The sequence below is a fragment of the Candidatus Accumulibacter contiguus genome, assembly GCF_012940005.1.
Taxonomy (GTDB): domain Bacteria; phylum Pseudomonadota; class Gammaproteobacteria; order Burkholderiales; family Rhodocyclaceae; genus Accumulibacter; species Accumulibacter contiguus.
This window is the reverse complement of record NZ_SPMX01000024.1, coordinates 1-18816: the sequence shown is the minus strand read 5'-3', so window position 1 is coordinate 18816 and position 18816 is coordinate 1. Positions and strand designations below refer to the sequence as shown.

Genomic DNA, 18816 nt, shown 5'->3' with positions numbered 1-18816 from the left:
TCAGCGCTTTGCCACCCAGAGCAGCAGGGCGTCGATCGCTGGCTTGCCGAGTCGGGCTTTCGGGTCGTTGATCAGACAGACAACGATCCAGCGCTTGCCGCTGCGGTCGAGCAGAAAACCGGCAAGTGCCCGCACTCCATCGAGATAGCCGGTCTTCAGGTGCGCGCGCCCGGACAGCGATCCCTCGTTGAAACGCTTGCGTAAAGTGCCGTCGACGCCGGCAATCGGCAGTGAGGCGATGAGTTCGGGCATCACCGGACTTTGCCAGGCGGCGCGCAGCAAAGCGGCCAGGTCTGCGGCCGAGATGCGTTCGCTGCGCGACAGGCCGGAGCCGTTGTCCAGCACCAGTTCAGGCAGTTTCAGTCCCTTCGCCTGCAACCAGCCGGCGATCCGGCGGCGCGCACCTTCCGCCGTTGCCGGGCGCTCGCTGTCGAGGCTCAGGAACAGTTGGCGCGCCATGACGTTATTGCTGAACTTGTTGATGTCGCGAATCACCTCGCCGAGCGCCGCTGACTCCTGTACCGCCAGCGTGCGCGCGCTGGCTGGCACGCGGCCTGCGCGGACGCGGCCACTGAAGCTGCCGCCGAGTTCGCGCCACAGGGCACGGAACAGATCCTCGACCTGCAGGTCGGCAGCCCAGGGCACGAGGTGTAGCGCCTTCTCGCCGCAGGCCGCCGGAAATCTGCCGCTGAGCTCGATGCTCTGGCCGTTGACCACCGGCCTGATCTGTTCGCGCCAGTCATCGCAGGCCTCACGCCCGAGGCTCAGGCGATTGTCGATACGCAGGCCTGCGCTCGGCGTATCGATGATCACCTGGACCGTCTGGCGCGCCGGGTCCGGCAGCAGCGTCAGGCGGATGCTCTTGAGGTTCACCAGCAGCGCATCCGGACCGGCGTTGTACGGCCGTAACGGTTCCTGGTCGAACTCGCCCGGATCGTGTGGCGGAACTGCGAAAGCGCTGCGATCGAGAACCAGGTCGCCGCCGATTTCGGCCACGCCGCGCGCACGCAGTTGCCGCAACAGCAGCCAGAACGGTTCGAGACCGAGCCTGGGATCGCCGCTGCCGCGCAGATAGAGATTGCCATCGACCCGGCCGTTGACGGCTGCGGACTCGGCAAGCACTTCGGTGTGCCAGGTGTGCGCCGGCCCGAGCAGTTCGAGGGCAGCGTAAGTGGTCAGCAGTTTCATTGCCGAAGCCGGGTTCATGGCCTGCCGCGGGTGGTGAGCAAGTAGCGGCGGGCCGCCATCAACGGCCTGCACGACCACGGCGACCGAGCGCGCGGGGATGCCGGCTTCCTGCAGTGCCTGGCTGACCGCCGGCGGCAGGTCTGCCGCCTGGGCTGCCGGCAGGCCAGGCGCGATCAACGCGAGCACGACGATTTTGCGAAGGGCGGGCAACCCTGGCGCCGGTTGCCAAGGCTGCGTAGGTCGGGTTAGCGCAGCGTAACCCGACATTTTACCCAAGGCATTGCAAGCCGCCACCGTAGCCCGAGTGAGCACAGCGTAACTCGACACCCTGCCCGATGAATGTCGGGTTACGCCCTGCGGGCCAACCCGACCTACGAGTATGGCCAGACGCTGAAGTACGTCGTTCAGCCGTGCTCCCAGGGCGGCGGGTGGCTGAGAAACCTGGCCAGCAGCGTATCGAGTTGAGCGAGCATCAGATCGGTGCGTCCGGCCAGCCAGGCGCGGACCAGGTCGCTGTGGTGGCCGGGCAGGGCCTGCACGGCAAGCTGTTCGGCGACGGTGGTGTCGTTCATCCGGCCGAGCAGGTCGAGCAGGCCAGTGGCACTTTGCTGATAGCGCTGCATGCGCCGTGCCGGGAACAGCGGGGCGAAGAACTCGAGCGCGTAACGCAGCCGCTTCAAGGCGACACGCAGGGCATGTCGGGCCTCCGGATCCGAATCCCGGGTTTCAACCGCCAGCGCAGCGACACGTTTGGCGCGCTTGTTCAGGGAGTTTGGCGCAAAGGCGGTGATTGGCGGCTTCTTGCTTTCCGGGAGGGCGACGGTGGCGGCGGTGAATTCGAGCAACAACTGCGAGTAGGTGGGTGCGGTCATGGCTGCCTGCGCCGCCTTGCGACAGGCGGCCAGGTGGCTGTTGGCCTGGCTGGCGAGCCGGTGCAGGTCGGCATGATCGGGAAACGCCTTGTGGATCGGCGGCAGGATCTCGGTGATGAAGACATCCCAGTTACGGGTGTCGCCCAGTTGATTGGCCAGGGTACGCCAGCGTGGGTCGAAGTTGCTGACATATTCTTCCGGCAGCAGCGGTCGCCAGAGCCGGATCGCCGAACGCAGGCGACGCATGGCGACGCGCGCCTGATGGATGTATTCGGGCGCGTTGGTTTCGCGCAGACCACGTTCATTGCCCTGGAGTTGCGCCAGACACGAGAAGACGGTGCTGCGGAAGACGGCGATGCTGGTCATCCCCATTTCCAGCGCCGCGTCGGCAGCCCTGACCGGTGTCAGTGCGGTTCCGTTGGCCAGCCGGTAGCCGCGCTCGGCCTTGCTGGCGCTCCCGGGATGCAGCGGCAGTTCGCTCTGCAGGGCGAGCGCAGCATCGAACAGGTCGGAGACTTTCCCTTCGAGCAATTCCAGTTCGACTTCGCAAATGGTTTCCTGATGGTCGCCGGCGACGATCTTGCCGCGGTCGAGTGCGACCTCGATGCGCGTTCCCTCCTGTGGCGTCAGCAGCCAGAAGTTGCGCGTGAAGTCCGTGCTGAAAACCGGCGCCAGTTCGGGGATCGCCGCTTCGAGAAAGCGGCGGAGCTTGGGGTTGTCCACATGGGAAAAATCGAATTCGCCAGGTTGGCCGGGCGCCTCCCATTCGCGGCGTTGTGCCAGCCCGCCGGGAGAGGCCGCGTCACTCTTGACGGTCAGCAGCCATGTCGAGTCTTTGCGGCGGTAGCGCACGGCGAGACGTTTTCGCTGCAGGCGCCGGTCAGGCGTGTCATAGTAGGTATTGACCAGCTTCTGTCGGATCGGCTGGCTGTTGGCCAGCAGCGCGTGTGCAGATACCCGCCGTGCAGCGCTTGCCGGCAGGCTCAGTTTGATCTCGGTTTCCATTGCCATTGTTATTGTCTCCTCGTGGGGTGATGTGGGTGCCGCAGATTTCAGGAATCGTGCATGCGCAGTTTCTCGACATCGGGAATGTGGATCCTTCGCCCTTCAACGACAATCAGCCCTTTCTCCGAGAGCTCGTGCAGGATACGCGAGAAGTGCTCCTGCGTCAGATTGAGGCGCGAGGCAATGACGCCCTTGTTGGTCGGCAGCGTCACGGTGATTCCCTCGCCTCCGTTGCCGGGAATGTCCAGTAGCAGATAAGCGATGATGCGCTGCCGGCCAGAACACAGGGAATACGATTCCACGTCGCTGACCAGGTGGTGCAGACGCATCGACAGCCCGGCAATCATCTTGCGACCGAACTTCGGGTCCGCGTCGAGTTCGTCGAGAATCGCCGTCTTCGAGATGTGCAGCAGCAGCGAGTCGACCAGTGCCTGCGCATAGACCATGAACGGTCTGTCCGTAAACATCACGGCCTCACCGAAGGTCTGACCTTGCCCGATGATATCGACGACTTTTTCCCCGCCATTCGGCGAGGTGAACGCCAGTTTCACCTGGCCGTAAACCAGCAGGTAGAAGCCGGTCGGTGTATCTCCCTTGTGGAACAGGATGTCACCGCGCGCAGCGGTGATTTCACGTGTGCCACGGGCCAGGCGCGCAATTTCTTCCGTCGCCAGTTCATTGAACAGCGGCACATGCGCCAGCAGCGCTTCAATGTTTATGCCGTGTTGGTTTGCATGCATGGGCGGTTTTTCGCAAGAATCAGCCAGCGCCGAAATCGGCGGTCGGTAATATTCGCACTTGTGACCGCCAGGGGCAAGAGCATTGCCGGAGCTTGTTGCCAACAGCACAGGAGCGTATATCTGCGCTAATCTGCGACATCTGCGGACCCACTGCGGTTTCCAGGCGAATGGTAACAGCTTAAAGCCGCACCTCCGAAGCCACCATGAAAGGATGAGGTATGACCAATCCGCCCTCACCATCGGCAAGACGCAAGCCCGCTGTGGCCAAGCGTACCGTCAAGAAGCCAGACACTCTGGCGAAACCCGATGCCGACCTGCCCGCCGAGCCAGGTCTCGTCGACCAGGTGCGCGCGATGGCTGGCAGGCTGCTGGACATCAGTGCGGCCACCGGGGTTGCCGGGCGTGCCCTCCAGACCGCCGGCAAGGTCAGCCGGGCGTTGCAGGAAGGGCATCCGATCGATGCGGCCAGCGAAGTCGTGCGGGCAGTACTGCCAGGGATGGTGGAACCTACTGCCTGGAGCAAAACCGGTGCGGCGATCCGCTCGATGCGCGAGACGGCCGGGCTGACGATCGCCGAAGTCAGTGCCGCCATCGACCTCAAGGATCCTTCGCTGATCGAGGCTCTCGAGAATGGCCGCATCGCCCTGTCGTTCGAGCTGATTCTGCGTCTGGCAGCGGTTTTCGGTCGCAATGACCCGATTGGTTTCGTGATGGGATTTACCCGCACGACCAATCCCGAACTGTGGAAAAGCCTCGAAAATCTGGGAATCGGCAAGCTGGTGCTACAGACCGTTCGCGAACACCAGTTCGTCAACATTTATCGCAGCAATGACGATGCGCGTACGCTCGGCGACCAGGAATTCGCCGAGATTGTGAGCTTCACGCAGGCGGCATTCGAGATGGCGATGGCCCTGCGCACTCGGCACCAGGAGCGCAGCAGCGATCGCGATGAGTGAGTCCGTGACGCCATATTGCGGAACGGATGCCTCGCTGCATGCTTCGCCTATCGATCGATTCGCCGGTTGTCGGCAAGGAATGATGCGCAGCTGTCGATGCTTGCGGCCGGCGGCGGCAAAGATTGCCGGTAAACCCGGCCCCGAGTGCTGGTGCCGAGCGGCATTTCTTGCCGATCGATGACGGAATCAATCATTGGGGCGACCTCCAACCCCCGTTTTCGGTGCCTTGGACTCGATGATCGGCGTTGTTCTTCTGCTTGAGCGGGTGTATTTTGGGAAATGAGCGCAAAGTCTGGAATTCTCTGGCCCGGAAATTGCTTTTTATCCTTGTGCTCTTTATCCTTGCGGCACGCCGCCCGGTTATTCCCGCCTGCATGGACGTGCCAGTCGCCCAGCGGGCAGGGCGGAGTGCCTTGCGACCGCAGGCGGTCAAGGGCAGTTGGCCGAGATGATCCACTACTACCAGGACAGAAAAATGTTGATTGGCGGCGTATTGAGTGCGAGCAACTGGATTTCCCAGCTTGGCCAACTGAGCAGCACCAGCCAAACGAACGGCACGAGAGCCAACCGTGGCGTGGACGAGATCCCGTCCCCTGGGCCTTCCGCCGGCGGCGGCATGCTCGAAGCGATTACCCAGGCCTTGGCGAAAATCGGCGTCGGCAACAGTGCGAGTGCTTCGAGCAAGACTGCCGCAACGTCGGCATCGGCTTCGTCCTCCTCCTCAACATCCGCGGCCGAGGATCCGGCACGGGCTCTGGCCGCTTTCATGCAGACCCTGATGGCCGCCCTGCATTCGCAAAGCACTCAGGCCGCCACGAACGACAGCAGCATCGCGGGCAGCTCCGGCCAGCACCGCCACAATTTCCAGTCGGACATGCAGAGTCTGATCGAGAAGCTCGCGTCGTCGAGTGGCAATTCGACGGGTTCGGGCTCGTCCGACTCCTCGGTGGGTGCGCTGCAGCAAAGTTTCCAGAAGCTCCTGGGGGCAGTTGGCGGGAGCAGCAGCAAAGCGACGCTTGCGGACTTTCTGCAGGCCTTCGCCAGCAACATGCCTGCCGCTTCGTCCGTCGGGAACGTCGTCAGTACCAGGGTCTAGGCAAGTACTGACGGCCAGGGCCAGCCGAATTCGGCCCGCCGGCCGTACCTGCGCAGCAGCACTGGAGATCGATGTACGGGCCGTAGATTCGGAAGTGTCGAGGAAATCGACGCCGGTGCCGGACGGCCTGTTACGAAGTCACTGGATGTCCGAAAACGGCCAGCCCCGCTGAACGCTTGCCGCTAGACTGGCAGCATGCCTGAAGCCAACGACCATCCCGCGACGATGCAAGCCCATGCCGGCCAGTTCCCCCCGGCTGCCTGCTACCAGGCCATGAAGGCGCATGACACACGCTTCGATGGTCGATTCTTTGTCGGCGTTTCTTCGACGCGAATCTACTGCCGGCCGATCTGCCGGGTGAAGTTGCCGCTGTTCGAGAACTGCAGTTTCTACATCAGCGCAGCGGCAGCCGAAGCAGCCGGCTATCGGCCTTGTCTGAAATGCCGGCCGGAACTCGCGCCCGGATTCGCCGCCAGCGAGGCGAGTGCGAAGCTGGCACATAGCGCGGCGCGCTTCATCGAAGATGCCATCGCGGGGATCGGTGGCCCAGCCAATGGCGACGCGGTGCACCCGCTGAGCGCGATTGCGGCGCGCGTCGGAGTGACCGACCGGCACTTGCGGCGGATATTTCAGACCGAGTTCGGCGTGTCGCCGGTGCAGTATGCGCAAACGCATCGCCTGCTGCTGGCCAAGCGCTTGCTGACCGATACGGCCTTGCCGGTCGCCGAGGTGGCTTTCGCCAGCGGTTTTTCCAGTGTTCGCCGTATGAATGCGCTGTTTTCGGAGCGCTATGGATTTGCTCCGACGCGCTTGCGCAACACCCTGGCCGAGGCGGGCGGAGCGAGCGCAGCCGTCGCCGAAAACACGCGCTTCTTCACCTTCAGCCTGGCGTATCGCGCCCCGTTTGACTGGCCGGCGCTGCTCGCCTTTCTTGAGCAGCGCGCCATCGCGGGCGTCGAGGCCGTCAGCGACGGCAGCTATCGTCGCATCCTGCGTTACGTTCGAGGCAGCGATGCGCAGGCCATCTGCGGCTGGCTGCAAGTGGCCGACCAGGCGCACAGGAATGCGCTGCAAGTGACGCTGTCGCCCGCCTTTGCGCCGGTGATCGCTGCTGTGCTGAGCCAGGTCAAACGGGTCTTCGATGTGCACGCCGACCCTTGGGAAATCGGCGCGGCGCTCGGCCGGCTCGCGCAGGGAGCGAGCGGCCTGCGCCTGCCCGGGGCCTTCGATGGCTTCGAACTCGCGGTGCGGGCCGTCCTCGGGCAGCAGATCACGGTCGCCGCGGCACGCACGCTGGCGACGCGCTTCGTCGCCGCTTTCGCCGAGCCGATCGAATTCGAGGACAGGCCACCCTTCACCGACCTGCATGTGGCTTTTCCCACGGCGAGTCGGGTGGCGACTCTGATGCCGGCCGAACTCACCCGCCTGGGCATCGTTGCCGCACGTGCGCATGCGCTGATTGCGCTGGCGCAAAAAGTGCTCGCCGGTGAACTCGACCTGTCGCCGGACGCGGACCTCGAGTCGAGCTGCGCCGCCCTGCAATCGATCGAGGGCATCGGCGCGTGGACGGCACACTACATCGCGATGCGGGCGCTGTCCTGGCCGGATGCGTGGCCGCCGCACGATGCCGGATTGCTCAAGGCGCTCGGCCTGCCGAACACCGCCAGCGGCTGGCGCGCAGCCGAAGCGATCGCCGAGCCGTGGCGACCCTGGCGCAGCTATGCGCTGATGCACCTGTGGAACTCTCAGGAGAAAACCGCATGACGACTCATTCGACGCATTTCGACTCGCCGGTCGGCCGCCTGCTGGCCTTGGCCGCCAACGACGCGATCATTGCCCTGCATATCCTTGGTGGCAAGCATCCGCCAGCGCCCGCCGAGCCCTGGCTCGATTCGCCGCAACTGCCGGTATTCCTGCAGTTGCGGCAGGAACTGACCGAATACTTCGCCGGTCAGCGACGAAGGTTCGAACTCAGGCTGGCGCCCGCGGGGAGCGACTTCCAGCAAGCGGCATGGCTCGCGCTGACCCGGATCCCGTACGGACAGACGCGCAGCTATGGCCAGCAGGCGGCAGCGATCGGCAGACCGGCGGCGGTTCGCGCGGTCGCTGCCGCCAACGGCCGCAACCCGATCGCCATCGTCGTGCCGTGTCACCGCGTGATCGCCGCCAACGGCGCCTTGACGGGTTACGCCGGCGGGCTGCACAACAAGGCGTTGCTGTTGCGACTCGAAGGGGGCGCCGCTTGATCGCACCGCTGACCCGACGCACCTTGCGCGTCGGCGCGGCCACCGCGGGGAGGCAACGTTGACAACGTACTTCCAGATTTCCGGCACCTGGTCGGCGCGGCCACCGCGGGGAGGCAACCCTGAAAACCCGTGACCTCGGCGATTTCGTCCTGCTCGCCATGCTCTGGGGCGCTTCGTTTCTGTTCATGCGCGTCGGCGCACCGGAGTTCGGTCCGATTGCCCTGATCGGCCTGCGGGTGGCGATTGCGGCGCTGTGCTTGTGGCCGTTGTTGCTGGCCGGCTCGGATGCGACCTCGCTGCGTCGCCATGCGTTGCCGATGGCGACGGTCGGGATCTGCAACTCGGCGTTACCTTTCGTTCTCCTGGCCTACGCGTCGCTTTCCCTGACCGCTGGATTCACCGCCCTGATCAATGCGACGGTGCCCTTGTGGGCCGCGCTCGTCGGCATGCTCTGGCTGCGTGACCGCCTGACGCCGAGGCAGTGGATCGGCCTGCTGCTCGGCGTCATCGGCATGGGGGTGCTGACCTGGGGGAAAGTCACTTTCCGGGAGGGCGGCAGCGCTTTGGCGATCATGGCCGGATTGCTCGCGACACTGTCCTACGGTTTTTCCAGCCACTTCGCCAGGCGAACGCTGGTCGGCGTCGCGCCGCTGGCCATCGCCACCGGCAGTCAGACCAGTGCAGCCATCGCACTGGCACCGCTGACCCTGGCATTCTGGCCGACAGCGACCCCGTCGGGATACGCCTGGCTGGCGCTGATCCTGCTGGCGACGTTTTCGACGGCGCTGGCCTACATCCTGTATTTCCGGCTGATTGCCCATCTGGGCGGACAGCGGGCGTCGACGGTAACCTTCCTGATTCCGGTGTTTGCGGCTGGCTGGGGCGGAATCTTCCTCGGCGAAGTCGTGACGCTGCCGATGCTGCTTGGCGGGGCCATCATTCTGGTCGGTACGGCGCTGACCCTGGGGATTGCACGAACTTCTTGACGCTAAACATGTTCTTTCATGCGATGTGGCCCGCCGTCCCTTTCAGTTCCTCGCGGATCACCTTCCGGATCATCGCTTCCATGTCGGACTGCTGGAGCGAGCTTTTCAGCGTCTCGTTGATGAGCGTCTGATAGCCACGCTCGCCGGCCATTTCCTTGAAACGCTCAACCAGAGAGGCATCGAGGTACAGGGTGACGCGCTTCTTCGGCTGCACCACCCGGCCTTCGACCCGCTGGCGCAGGATCAGCCTGCCGGCGTCAATGTCCGCCTGGGTAATCGGGGCGTCCTCGTCAACACTTGCTGTAGAAAATTTCGTGCTCATTTCGCTCTGCCTTCCGCATCGAAATTACCCGGATGTTCTGATCCGTCTCGGCGGTGGCGATCACCACCACATCCCCACGCAACAGGCCCAGGGTAATGAATCGCTGCTCATGGTAGTCAAAGCGGCGATCCTCGAAGGTGACCGTGCGGTCGCTCTCGATGACCTGCGGCGCATCCTCGAAGTCGTAGCCATGCTTCTTCAGGTTCGAGGTTCGTTTCTCCGGATCGTAACTGTAGCGCATGCGCTGATTGTATGTATGTTTGTTCCTGTTTCAAGAGCTGTATTGAGGCAGTCGGCTGGGTGGTGCGACGGCGATCATGCCGACCTCCGGGGCGCGTCGTGAAACACGCGACTTGTCGGGTTCACGCGGTTATCATGGAAGGGTCGGCTGGCCCATGCTGCTTGCGGGAGGTCCAGAACGAACGCTCTTTGAGATGAGCGAGAGGCAGCAGAAACGCGAGCAAGAGACGAATGGCGTGGCGAGGTGAGCGCGGCGCCGCCGTCTTCGCGAACGGATCGGTCCACAAGCCTGCGGGGGAGGGTTGCGATGGTCAGCGTTTATGTTTCGTATGCATGGAAGGATGCGGAGCAGAATCAGCTCGTCGATCGACTCGGGACGGCGTGCAAGGCGCGCGGGATAGACCTGGGGCGCGACATTTCCCACATCGGCTATGGCAGCTCGATCCGCGAGTTCATGGATCGGCTGGCTGCTGCGGGGCATGTCGTGGTGGTGTTCAGCGACCGCTATCTGCGCTCCCGGTACTGCCTGTACGAGTTACGGGAAATCTGGCGCAATGGCAATTTCCGGGCGCGGGTCAGCCCGATCATACTGCGTGGCACGTCGCTTGAACCGGAAGACTGGGCCGTCTACCTCGAGTACTGGGAGCGCAAGAAGAAAAGACTGGGGGAAGCGCTCAACAAGCTCGACCGTGAGTACACCGGCCCGCTCAACCAGGTCGTGGACGACTATGCGGAGTTTCGGCGTTTGATTGCCGATTGGCTGGCGACCGTCTGCGACATGAACGCCCTTGACCCCGATGTGCATCTCAACACCGACTTCGCCGCCTTGATCGCGGGGATCCTGGCGGGCAAGTCAGGCGGCAGCAGGCAGCAGGCACACGTGTCGCGGCAGAAGGACGAGGAGTTCGTCGCCAGGGTCGAAATGGAGATACGCGAGATCCTCGATGCGCTGCCCTCGTTTGCCAGCGTCCTTCGCGGGCAGGCGAGGGAGCAAGGGCTGCTGAACACATCGAATGACCTCGCCAAGTCTCTTGCTGCAGCCAGGCCGGAAGTCGCACTCAGCGACGTGCTACGGCCGGCAACCGAGAAGGCCCTGCCGCGCGGATCGCCACAGACCATCCGCAACTCCGATGTCTGGGAGAACGCCAAGACGCTGCTGGCGTGGCTCAGCGTTCTGGCCGTCCGTCCCGAGTGGGTGCAGAAGCGGGAGCAACTCGACAGTGACGGAGAATCCACTTTCGAGATCCTGGTCAGAACCGAGTGCGGTGTCGAGATCCTCAGCTCGCGCTACCGGCAGCTACGCCCACGCTTCGGTCCGGTCAGGGGCTTCGACATCGTCGGTGAGGAACGACTCGATCTCCCGGTAGTCGAGTCCGGCTGGGATGACGAGTACGCGGTCAGGCAAATCGGCCTGGATATTGCCGCGCAGCTTTTCCCCGAGCTGAAAAGCGCGGCCAATCCGACCGCGAAGCCAAGCGACGACGAGATCCTCGACAACCTCAGGGAAACGCTCGGCGAACGCGCCAAGCACAAGTCGCACCATCACTATCTCCTGATCACCACCGACGACCACTCGCCCTTGCAGCGGCGCGACTTCCACGAAATGCTCAGCCGTGAGTTCCCCTTGACGGTGATCTACATGCGCGCCCCAGGACCGGAACCCCCGTTTCTGGTTGACAAGGAAAGCCGTCTGATCACCATCATCCGCGAATTCCTGACCATCCCCGACCTGCTGGCGAAAAAACGATGAACCTCCCCCTTCCGACGATCCCCGCCATCCCGCTCACCGACCTCCCCCTGCCGCAGCGCGGCTCGTGGCCGGCGTCGGTGCACCGCTTCGACGAGGAATCGGCGTGGGCGGTGCGCTCGGCGCTCGCCGCGCAGCGGCCGCTGCTGGTGCGCGGTGAGCCGGGGTCGGGCAAGAGCCAGTTGGCGCGCGCCGCGGCCGAGGCGCTCGGCCGCCTGTTCATTGCCGAAGTCGTGCACGCGCGTAGCGAGAGCCAGGACCTGCAGTGGCGCTTCGACGCGCTCGGCCGGCTCGGCGACGCGCAGGCGATGGGCGCCCACCCCCATGGCGCCGACGAGGTCCGGCAGCGCCTCGACCCGCGCAATTACCTGAGTCCCGGCGCGTTGTGGTGGGTTTTCGACTGGCCGTCGGCGCTGCGGCAGCATCAACAGAGCGGCGGGCGCAGCGCACGGCCGCAGCCGCCGGCCGGCTGGTCGCCGGAAAGGGGCAGCGTGCTGCTGATCGACGAGATCGACAAGGCCGAAGCCGACCTGCCCAACGGCCTGCTCGAAACGCTCGGCAACGGCGGCTTCAGCGTACCCTGGCTCGACACCGCCGTCTGCGCAGCGCCGGCCATGCCGACGCCACTGGTCGTGATCACCACCAACGAGGAGCGCGAACTGCCGGCGGCGTTCATCCGCCGCTGCCTGGTGCTCAACCTGCGCTGGCCGGGCGGCGAGGACGCTTTCACCGCCCGGCTGATCGAACGCGGCCGGCTGCATTTCGACGCACGCTGCCACGCCGAAGTCTATCGCCAAGCCGCGCGCCAGCTCTGGCAGGACCGCCAGGCGGCGGCCAACCAGGGCCTGCAGGGGCCCGGACAGGCCGAATACCTCGACCTGCTGCGCGTCGTCGTCACCCTCGCACCGGTCATCGACGAGCAACCGGCGCTGCTCGCCAAGGTCGGCGAGTTCGCGCTCAGGAAGCACCCGCCGGCCGGCTGATGTCCACGATGGTTCTGCACTCGCGGGCAGCCGTCGGTCGTGCCGACCTGCTGCGCATCTACGCCGCCGAGGGCGACGAAGCGCTCGCGCGCGCCGCCGCCGCGCTCGGCTACCAGCGGCGGCCGCGCGATCCGGCGCCGCCGACGCCGGTCATCCGCGGCGGCATCGAAGACACGCGCTGCGGCGAGCCGATCGTCAGCAGCGCGCCAGCCGCGTTGCCCGAGCGTCCGCCGGTCTTGCCGAAGGCGCGCTTCTTCCGCGTCGTCGAACATCGCCGGCGCGAGCCGGAAGCCGACGCCAGGGTCGGGCCGCCGCCCCCGCCGTGGCTCGCCAACGCGCGCGTTCTCGGCACCGATGCGCGCCCACCTGCGGCCTCGCTGCACCTGCCGCCGCGTCAGCCGCTGACCCGCTGGTCGCGATTGTGGCCTTTCCTGCGCCGCGTCCTCGGCCGCCGCCTCGCGACGTGCCAGCCCGACCTGCCGCGGCTGCTCGAACGGCTGACGCGCGGCGAAGTGCTGCGCGCGATCCCGCTGCTGCAGTGCCACGGCTGGAGCCCGCGCATCGCCATCCTCGGCGACTACAGCCGGCGCACCCGGCCGTTTCACGAAGACTTCAACGCGCTCTGCCGGGCGCTCGAAAAGCGTCACGGCAAGGCCGGCATCGACCGCCGCATTCTTGCCGGCGACCCCGGCCGGCAGCCGCGCGTTCGCCAGCCGGGTGCCAGCATGACCGAGTGCTGGCCGCTGCCGGCGCCGAACACGCCGCTGCTGATCCTCGGCGACGTCGGCCTGCTCGACGACGCGCCCGAGGCGGCGAACGGCTGGCAGCAGTTCGGCCATCGCCTGCGCAGCGCCGGCGTGCCGGCGCTGGTCCTCTGCCCGCTGCCGACGCGTCCGCAGGGCGCCGGCCCGCCAGGCAGCCTGGCGCTCGTCGAATGGGACCGCCACAGCCGCCTGCGCCCATCGTCCACCTCGTCGACCGGTTCGGGCACGCCGACCCCCCTGGCGAGCGATCGGGCCGGCGACGAGCGCCGGCAGCGCGCGCTCGACACGCTATTGACGCTGCTCGCGCCGGCCGTCGTGATCGAACCGAAACTGCTGCGCGCGCTGCGCTACCTGCTGCCGGCGAGCGACGCCGACGGGTTCGTCGAGGCGCTGGTCTGGCAGCATCCCGACCTGGTCACCAGTGCGCACGCCGGCCAGTTCGCGAGTCCGGCGGCGATCGCGGCATACCAGCAGAAGTTCCGCGCGCTGGCGCCCGGGTTGCGCCAGGCGGCGGTCGCGCACATCCTCGCGCAACACGCCGGCCTGCCGGCTTCGGTGCGCTGCGCCGAAGTGCTGGCGTGCCGGCATCTCGCTCCCGAAGCCGTTCCGCCGGCACTCGCCGCGGACGCCGAGCGCTGGCAGGCCGACATCGCCGAAACCACCCGCCGGTGCGACGATCTCGCGCTGCGCCAGTGGCTGCAGCGGCACGCCGCGCGCCAGAGCGATGCCGCGCTCGCCGCCAACCCGGCGCTCGCCGCGCACTGGGCGCTGGCGCAGCGCGAGCGGCTGGCCGCGGGCGCCGCTGTCGAGCTGCCAGAAGGCGTCAGCGAGGAAGACATCGGCTATTTCCTGCACGACGAGCACGAGCCGGCACCACGCCTGCGCTGCACGCTCCGCCAGCGCGGCGACGAGCTGTGGCTCGAAGCAGCCGACGCTGCGGGCAAGGTATCGGGAAGCGCCGGCGGCAGTCCTTGCGCCGAGCTGACGCTGGTCGATCGCGGCGCCTATGTCACCCTGACGCAAAGCGCCGACCGCGCCGATACGGCGAGCCGGCGCTATTTCGCCGCCGGCTCGCTGCCGCAGAGGCTCGCCCGTCTGACGCGCGAGGTCGAGCGGCTGACGCTGCACAGCGAGCATCTCGATCTCGCCGTCACGCCGCTCGGCAAGCCCGTCTGGGCGATCGCCATCGGCTGCGACGCGCGTGGCCTGTACGTCGAGGTTTTCTGGTGCGGCCAGCGTTGTCGCCTCGATTGGCGGCCGCCAGAGGGCGGTGGCGACAGTACCGGTGTCTGGTCGGGCGAGCAACCGCTCGGCGTCGATCGTTACGGGCTGTTCGGCGAAATCGCCGTCGCGGGCGTTACGCAGCGCTTCCGCTGGATCGCGCCTGGGCGTTTCCGGATGGGTTCGCCGGAAGACGAGCCCGAACGGTACGACGATGAAGTGCAGCACGAAGTGACGCTGAGCGAAGGTTACTGGCTGGCCGACACGGCGTGCACGCAGGCGCTGTGGCAGGCGGTGACGGGCAGGAACCCGAGTGAGTTCCAGGACCATCCCGGGCAGCCGGTCGAGCAGGTGAGCTGGGACGACGTTCAGGGATTCCTGGGCGAGCTGAATCGGCGGGTGCCCGGTCTCGAAGCGCGCTTGCCGAGCGAAGCCGAATGGGAATACGCGTGCCGGGCGGGAACGACGACGCCGTTTTCGTTGGGCGAGAACATCACTCCCGAGCAGGTCAACTACAACGGAAACAACCCGTATGCCGGTGGCGTGAAGGGTGTGTATCGCCGGAAGACCGTTCCGGTGGGCTCCTTGCCGGCCAATCCGTGGGGTCTGTACGAGATGCATGGCAACGTTTTGGAGTGGTGTGTCGACTGGTACGGGGACTACCCGACGACGCCGCAGGTGGACCCGCGCGGCGCGGCGTCGGGCGCCTACCGCGTGTTGCGCGGCGGCTCGTGGAACGACTACGGCAGGAACGTGCGTTCTGCCTGCCGCGGCAGGTTCGTGCCGGGCGGGCGCAACGACGACATCGGGTTCCGGCTCGCCCTAGGTCCCGGGAAGCCGGCGGAGCCGGCTTGGCAGGTGGGAAGGAAGTCGCCGGCGGAGCCGGCGAATCCGAGTAAAGGGAATTCGGCGGCGGAGCCGCCGAATGTAGCGCCGGCGCCCGCGGAGCGGGCGCCGGCGGGCGAGCTGCCGCCCGGGACGGGCGGCAGCTCCGGGGTGCGCGGCAGCACATCGCGCACGTTGACTCAACGATGGAAGGAGTTCTTCAAACGCCCATGAGATTCCATGTGTTCACCATCGAAGTGCGCGATCCCGGTCCGGGACAGGACGCACTCAACGCGTTCTGCGCGCAGCATCGCCTTGCCGACGTGGAAAAGCGTTTCGTCGATCAGGGGCTCAACTCGTACTGGACGTTCTGCGTGGCAACGCTCGACGGCGAGGACTCGTCTCGCCCGGCTGCCGAAAGAAAGCGGATCGATTACCGGGAGGTGCTGAACGAGGCCGACTTTGCCGTCTATGCCGATCTGCGCGGTTTGCGCCGGTCGCTCGCCGAGCACGAGGGCGTTCCGCAGTTTGCGCTGTTCACCAACGAGCAGCTTGCGGCGATGGTCACGCGACAGGTAACGACGGCGGCGGCGCTCGGCGAGATCGAAGGCGTCGGCAAGGCGCGAGTGGAAAAGTACGCCGGCCATTTCCTGCCGCTCCTGCGGAAAGCCTTCCCGGCGCTGGCAAGCGGTTCTGGTGATGCGGCGCGCGCGAATTGAGCTCGCCGACCTGGCGAGTGCCGACAACCTGGCCCTGGCCGCGTGCAAGGCGGCGCGCGGCAAGCGGCAGCGCCCGGAGGTGAGGCGCTTCTGCGCGCATTTCGATGACTCGATTGCCCGCTTGCGCCGCGACATCCTGGCTGGCGTCGTCCCCTACGGCGAGTATCGCAGTTTCCTGATCCACGACCCGAAGCAACGCCTGATCCACGCCGCGTGCTTCGCCGACCGCGTTCTCCACCACGCGATCATGAATCTGGCCGAACCCGTTTTCGAACGTACGTTGCTCCCGAGCACCTACGCCTGCCGGCCGGGGCTCGGCGTGCATCGCGCGATACGCCAGGTGCAGGTCGAGCTGCGCCGCTTTGCGTGGTTCGCCAAGGTCGATGTCGACGCCTACTTCCCATCGATCGACCACGCGATTCTGGTGCGGCTGCTCGCCAGGCGTTTCAAGGGTGCCGATTTCCTCGCCCTGCTCGGACGAATCATCGCCTCGTGCCCGGCGGCTCCCGGGCGCGGGCTGCCGATCGGCTCGCTGACCTCGCAGCACTTCGCCAACCATTACCTCGACGGCGCCGACCGCTTTCTGCTCGCGCATCCGCTCGTCCGCGCCCAGGTGCGTTACATGGACGACATCATCTGTTGGGGCGACGACCGGCAGAGCGTCAGGCAGGTGGTCGGAGATCTGCGCGAATGGCTGCAACGCGAACGGCACCTGACGCTGAAAGACAACGTTCAGATCAACCGCAGCGAGCGTGGCGTCAGCTATTGCGGCGCGCGCGTGCTGCGCGGTTCGCTGCGCCTCACGCCACGCAAGCAGGCGCGTTACCGGCACGGCTGCCGGCGCTGGGAAGCCGCCTGGCTGGCCGGCATCATCGACGAAGCGACGTTGCAGCGCGCTTACGCCGCGGTATTGGCGCCAACGCTGCACTGCGACAGCCTGAGCTGGCGAAAACGTCACCTCGAACTCCACCCTTCGCGCTATAGTGCGCAATGAGCGGCCCAATCCACGATCCACTTCTGGTCCGGCTGCTCGGCAGGTGCAGTAGCAAGGGAGGCCATCGCAGGCGACGCCCGCGTGTTGCGCGGCGGCTCGTGGAACAACAACGGCAGGAACGTGCGTTCTGCCTGCCGCAACAGGAACGAGCCAGGCAGGCACAACGACGACATCGGGTTCCGGCTCGCCCTAGCTCCGGAGTCAAGGAGACCGGCTCAGGACCAGATGACCTTCCTGTCCGCCGTATACCGGCGGCAAAAAGCCCATGCCCTTCGGCAGGCTGGTAGGCAAGATGCCGAACGCCTGCCGAAGTGGCGCTTCGCTGGATGCCCGTGATGCCCAATCCCTCGCTTGCTGACGACCGCGCCGCTCTCTTCTTGCCCGAGCGCTTCCCGCTGCGCTGGGCCAGCGCCTGGGGTGAAGACGAGTACGGCCTCTGGATGACGCTCGAACTGGCCGAAGCACAGCAGCGCTTCCGCTGGATCGCGCCCGGGCGTTTCCGGATGGGTTCGCCGGAGGACGAGCCGGAGCGGAACGACAATGAAATGCAGCACGAAGTGACGCTGAGCGAAGGTTACTGGCTGGCCGACACGGCGTGCACGCAGGCGCTGTGGCAGGCGGTGACGGGCAAGAACCCGAGCCGGTTCAAGGACCAGCCCGGGCAGCCGGTCGAGCAGGTGAGCTGGGACGACGTTCAGGGTTTCCTGGTCGAACTGAACCGGCGGCTGCCCGGTCTCGAAGCGCGTTTGCCGAGCGAAGCCGAATGGGAATACGCGTGCCGGGCGGGCACGACGACGCCGTTTTCGTTTGGCGAGAACATCACGCCCGAGCAGGTCAACTACAACGGGAATCATCCGTATGCCGGTGGCGCGAAGGGCGTGTATTGCCAGCAGACCGTGCCGGTGGGTTCCTTGCCGGCCAATCCGTGGGGCTTGTACGAGATGCATGGCAACGTCTGGGAGTGGTGTGCCGACTGGTACGGGGACTACCCGACGACGCCGCAGGTGGACCCGTGCGGCGCGGCGTCGGGCGACGCCCGCGTGTTGCGCGGCGGCTCGTGGGTCGACTTCGGCAGGTTCGTGCGTTCTGCCTGCCGCAGCTGGAACGTGCCAGGCTGGCTCTACGACGGCTTCGGGTTCCGGCTCGCCCTAGGTCCTGGGAAGCCGGCGGAGCCGGCTTGGCAGGCGGGAAGAAAGTCGCCGGCGGAGCCGGCGTAGCCGAGCAGAGGGAATTCGGCGGCGGAGCCGCCGAATTGAGTGCCGGCGCCAGCGGAGCGGGTGCCGGCGGCGATGCGCAGGGTTTGCCGTAGCGGCTCCCGGTTTGCGCGGCGACAAAGTCGCGCCGCAGATTCTGGGCATGAACAAGATCATCCGCGATGAAAGCCCGCGCCGCGCCCCGCAGGGATCGCCGACCGCGATCATTCTCTTGGGGTGTGAATGAAAGTGTTGGGAGGGACCGATATACTCCCCTCCCCCCTTGCGGGGGAGGGGTTGGGGGGGAGAGGGCATCCATGCTCGCAGATGCCAGCAGAGCCGACTGACGGATCTTTTCACCAGGATTGGATGAATTCGTGTGCAACGATGGCCCCCTTGTATGCTTCGTTTTGTGGTTTTTCGTTCGTTCAAGAGAGGAGATGAAGTCATGGCTGGAAGGGTGTCAAGAGGACCGTGGAATAAATGCGAGAGAGGTATTTTTCTCTTGCGTTTATGCCGCGAAAGCCTCTTGACATCCTGTAAGCCAAGTACACTTGAGGCAGGGGCTGGGGAGGGGTTGATCATCCCCGGCCGCTGCCTCACGGCGAGTGCGGGGTTTGGGGCAGAGCCCCAAGGTTTAGGTCGTAGAGTGCCACGGAGGTGTGGTGGAAACGAGTTCGGAAGGCGACGCACAGCCCGACGCCCCTCTGGGACATCAG

Annotated in this window: 18 protein-coding genes; 12 read left to right on the top strand and 6 right to left on the bottom strand. The window is 65.9% G+C overall.

Annotated features, from left to right (window positions below; translation table 11 throughout):
• The 3 genes from dacB to E4Q08_RS10120 form a co-directional block, all read right to left on the bottom strand.
• A complete protein-coding gene (gene dacB / locus E4Q08_RS10130) occupies positions 1-1398 on the bottom strand; it encodes a D-alanyl-D-alanine carboxypeptidase/D-alanyl-D-alanine endopeptidase (RefSeq protein WP_308240099.1) in 1398 nt (465 codons plus the stop codon).
• Between the two features lie 194 nt (positions 1399-1592).
• A complete protein-coding gene (locus E4Q08_RS10125; RefSeq protein ID WP_169070296.1) occupies positions 1593-3071 on the bottom strand; it encodes a CYTH and CHAD domain-containing protein in 1479 nt (492 codons plus the stop codon).
• A gap of 41 nt (positions 3072-3112) precedes the next feature.
• Positions 3113-3805, bottom strand: a complete 693-nt coding sequence (locus tag E4Q08_RS10120; RefSeq protein WP_169070295.1) for a Crp/Fnr family transcriptional regulator — start codon at positions 3803-3805, stop codon at positions 3113-3115.
• A 218-nt stretch (positions 3806-4023) separates the two neighbouring features.
• On the opposite strand from E4Q08_RS10120, the gene E4Q08_RS10115 reads away from it, so the two are divergent.
• Positions 4024-4761: a helix-turn-helix domain-containing protein gene (locus tag E4Q08_RS10115; RefSeq protein WP_169070294.1), complete on the top strand. Its 738-nt coding sequence runs from the start codon at positions 4024-4026 to the stop codon at positions 4759-4761.
• A 459-nt stretch (positions 4762-5220) separates the two neighbouring features.
• Here the strand turns inward: E4Q08_RS10115 and E4Q08_RS10110 are convergent, their stop codons facing one another.
• Positions 5221-5529, bottom strand: coding sequence for a hypothetical protein (locus E4Q08_RS10110; RefSeq protein WP_034911798.1), 309 nt, complete (start codon positions 5527-5529; stop codon positions 5221-5223).
• 10 nt (positions 5530-5539) lie between these two features.
• On the opposite strand from E4Q08_RS10110, the gene E4Q08_RS10105 reads away from it, so the two are divergent.
• The 4 genes from E4Q08_RS10105 (at position 5540) to E4Q08_RS10090 (ending at position 9089) form a co-directional block, all read left to right on the top strand.
• A complete protein-coding gene (locus E4Q08_RS10105) occupies positions 5540-5857 on the top strand; it encodes a hypothetical protein (RefSeq protein ID WP_169070293.1) in 318 nt (105 codons plus the stop codon).
• A 195-nt stretch (positions 5858-6052) separates the two neighbouring features.
• Entirely contained in the window at positions 6053-7621 is a 1569-nt protein-coding gene (locus E4Q08_RS10100) for an AlkA N-terminal domain-containing protein (RefSeq protein ID WP_248594822.1), read from the top strand.
• Positions 7618-8103: a methylated-DNA--[protein]-cysteine S-methyltransferase gene (locus E4Q08_RS10095; RefSeq protein ID WP_034911794.1), complete on the top strand. Its 486-nt coding sequence runs from the start codon at positions 7618-7620 to the stop codon at positions 8101-8103. Before E4Q08_RS10100 ends, E4Q08_RS10095 begins: the two co-directional genes overlap by 4 nt.
• Before the next feature lie 158 nt (positions 8104-8261).
• The gene (locus tag E4Q08_RS10090) at positions 8262-9089 is read left to right on the top strand and encodes a DMT family transporter (RefSeq protein WP_169070292.1); all 828 of its coding nucleotides are present in this window, start codon (positions 8262-8264) and stop codon (positions 9087-9089) included.
• 16 nt (positions 9090-9105) lie between these two features.
• On the opposite strand, the gene E4Q08_RS10085 is transcribed toward E4Q08_RS10090, so the two are convergent.
• Both E4Q08_RS10085 and E4Q08_RS10080 read right to left on the bottom strand, forming a co-directional pair.
• The gene (locus E4Q08_RS10085) at positions 9106-9411 is read right to left on the bottom strand and encodes a BrnA antitoxin family protein (protein WP_034911791.1); all 306 of its coding nucleotides are present in this window, start codon (positions 9409-9411) and stop codon (positions 9106-9108) included.
• Entirely contained in the window at positions 9380-9652 is a 273-nt protein-coding gene (locus tag E4Q08_RS10080; RefSeq protein WP_169070291.1) for a BrnT family toxin, read from the bottom strand. The genes E4Q08_RS10085 and E4Q08_RS10080 overlap by 32 nt, the downstream gene beginning before the upstream one ends.
• 306 nt (positions 9653-9958) lie before the next feature.
• On the opposite strand from E4Q08_RS10080, the gene E4Q08_RS10075 reads away from it, so the two are divergent.
• The 7 genes from E4Q08_RS10075 to E4Q08_RS10045 are packed head-to-tail and all read left to right on the top strand — an operon-like array spanning position 9959 to position 18121.
• Entirely contained in the window at positions 9959-11401 is a 1443-nt protein-coding gene (locus tag E4Q08_RS10075) for a toll/interleukin-1 receptor domain-containing protein (protein WP_169070290.1), read from the top strand.
• A complete protein-coding gene (locus E4Q08_RS10070; RefSeq protein ID WP_169070289.1) occupies positions 11398-12381 on the top strand; it encodes an AAA family ATPase in 984 nt (327 codons plus the stop codon). Before E4Q08_RS10075 ends, E4Q08_RS10070 begins: the two co-directional genes overlap by 4 nt.
• Positions 12381-15425: a formylglycine-generating enzyme family protein gene (locus E4Q08_RS10065; protein ID WP_248594821.1), complete on the top strand. Its 3045-nt coding sequence runs from the start codon at positions 12381-12383 to the stop codon at positions 15423-15425. The genes E4Q08_RS10070 and E4Q08_RS10065 overlap by 1 nt, the downstream gene beginning before the upstream one ends.
• Positions 15422-15910 (top strand): HRDC domain-containing protein, encoded by a 489-nt coding sequence (locus E4Q08_RS10060; RefSeq protein ID WP_169070288.1) that lies wholly within the window; start codon positions 15422-15424, stop codon positions 15908-15910. Before E4Q08_RS10065 ends, E4Q08_RS10060 begins: the two co-directional genes overlap by 4 nt.
• Entirely contained in the window at positions 15891-16904 is a 1014-nt protein-coding gene (locus tag E4Q08_RS10055) for a reverse transcriptase domain-containing protein (RefSeq protein WP_169070287.1), read from the top strand. Before E4Q08_RS10060 ends, E4Q08_RS10055 begins: the two co-directional genes overlap by 20 nt.
• Before the next feature lie 15 nt (positions 16905-16919).
• Positions 16920-17240, top strand: coding sequence for an SUMF1/EgtB/PvdO family nonheme iron enzyme (locus E4Q08_RS10050; RefSeq protein ID WP_169070305.1), 321 nt, complete (start codon positions 16920-16922; stop codon positions 17238-17240).
• Entirely contained in the window at positions 17240-18121 is an 882-nt protein-coding gene (locus E4Q08_RS10045) for a formylglycine-generating enzyme family protein (protein ID WP_169070286.1), read from the top strand. Before E4Q08_RS10050 ends, E4Q08_RS10045 begins: the two co-directional genes overlap by 1 nt.
• The last annotated feature ends 695 nt before the right edge of the window (positions 18122-18816 follow it).

Excerpts from the sequence above, each read along its gene's own strand:
- E4Q08_RS10120 (WP_169070295.1), bottom strand. The coding sequence starts at position 3,805 with ATGCATGCAAACCAACACGGCATAAACATTGAAGCGCTGCTGGCGCAT.
- E4Q08_RS10105 (WP_169070293.1), top strand. The coding sequence starts at position 5,540 with ATGGCCGCCCTGCATTCGCAAAGCACTCAGGCCGCCACGAACGACAGC.
- E4Q08_RS10055 (WP_169070287.1), top strand. The coding sequence starts at position 15,891 with ATGCGGCGCGCGCGAATTGAGCTCGCCGACCTGGCGAGTGCCGACAAC.
- E4Q08_RS10095 (WP_034911794.1), top strand. The coding sequence starts at position 7,618 with ATGACGACTCATTCGACGCATTTCGACTCGCCGGTCGGCCGCCTGCTG.
- E4Q08_RS10065 (WP_248594821.1), top strand. The coding sequence starts at position 12,381 with ATGTCCACGATGGTTCTGCACTCGCGGGCAGCCGTCGGTCGTGCCGAC.
- E4Q08_RS10125 (WP_169070296.1), bottom strand. The coding sequence starts at position 3,071 with ATGGCAATGGAAACCGAGATCAAACTGAGCCTGCCGGCAAGCGCTGCA.
- E4Q08_RS10090 (WP_169070292.1), top strand. The coding sequence starts at position 8,262 with ATGCTCTGGGGCGCTTCGTTTCTGTTCATGCGCGTCGGCGCACCGGAG.
- E4Q08_RS10060 (WP_169070288.1), top strand. The coding sequence starts at position 15,422 with ATGAGATTCCATGTGTTCACCATCGAAGTGCGCGATCCCGGTCCGGGA.
- E4Q08_RS10045 (WP_169070286.1), top strand. The coding sequence starts at position 17,240 with ATGCCCAATCCCTCGCTTGCTGACGACCGCGCCGCTCTCTTCTTGCCC.
- E4Q08_RS10085 (WP_034911791.1), bottom strand. The coding sequence starts at position 9,411 with ATGAGCACGAAATTTTCTACAGCAAGTGTTGACGAGGACGCCCCGATT.
- E4Q08_RS10075 (WP_169070290.1), top strand. The coding sequence starts at position 9,959 with ATGGTCAGCGTTTATGTTTCGTATGCATGGAAGGATGCGGAGCAGAAT.
- E4Q08_RS10080 (WP_169070291.1), bottom strand. The coding sequence starts at position 9,652 with ATGCGCTACAGTTACGATCCGGAGAAACGAACCTCGAACCTGAAGAAG.
- E4Q08_RS10070 (WP_169070289.1), top strand. The coding sequence starts at position 11,398 with ATGAACCTCCCCCTTCCGACGATCCCCGCCATCCCGCTCACCGACCTC.
- E4Q08_RS10110 (WP_034911798.1), bottom strand. The coding sequence starts at position 5,529 with ATGAAAGCGGCCAGAGCCCGTGCCGGATCCTCGGCCGCGGATGTTGAG.
- E4Q08_RS10100 (WP_248594822.1), top strand. The coding sequence starts at position 6,053 with ATGCCTGAAGCCAACGACCATCCCGCGACGATGCAAGCCCATGCCGGC.
- E4Q08_RS10115 (WP_169070294.1), top strand. The coding sequence starts at position 4,024 with ATGACCAATCCGCCCTCACCATCGGCAAGACGCAAGCCCGCTGTGGCC.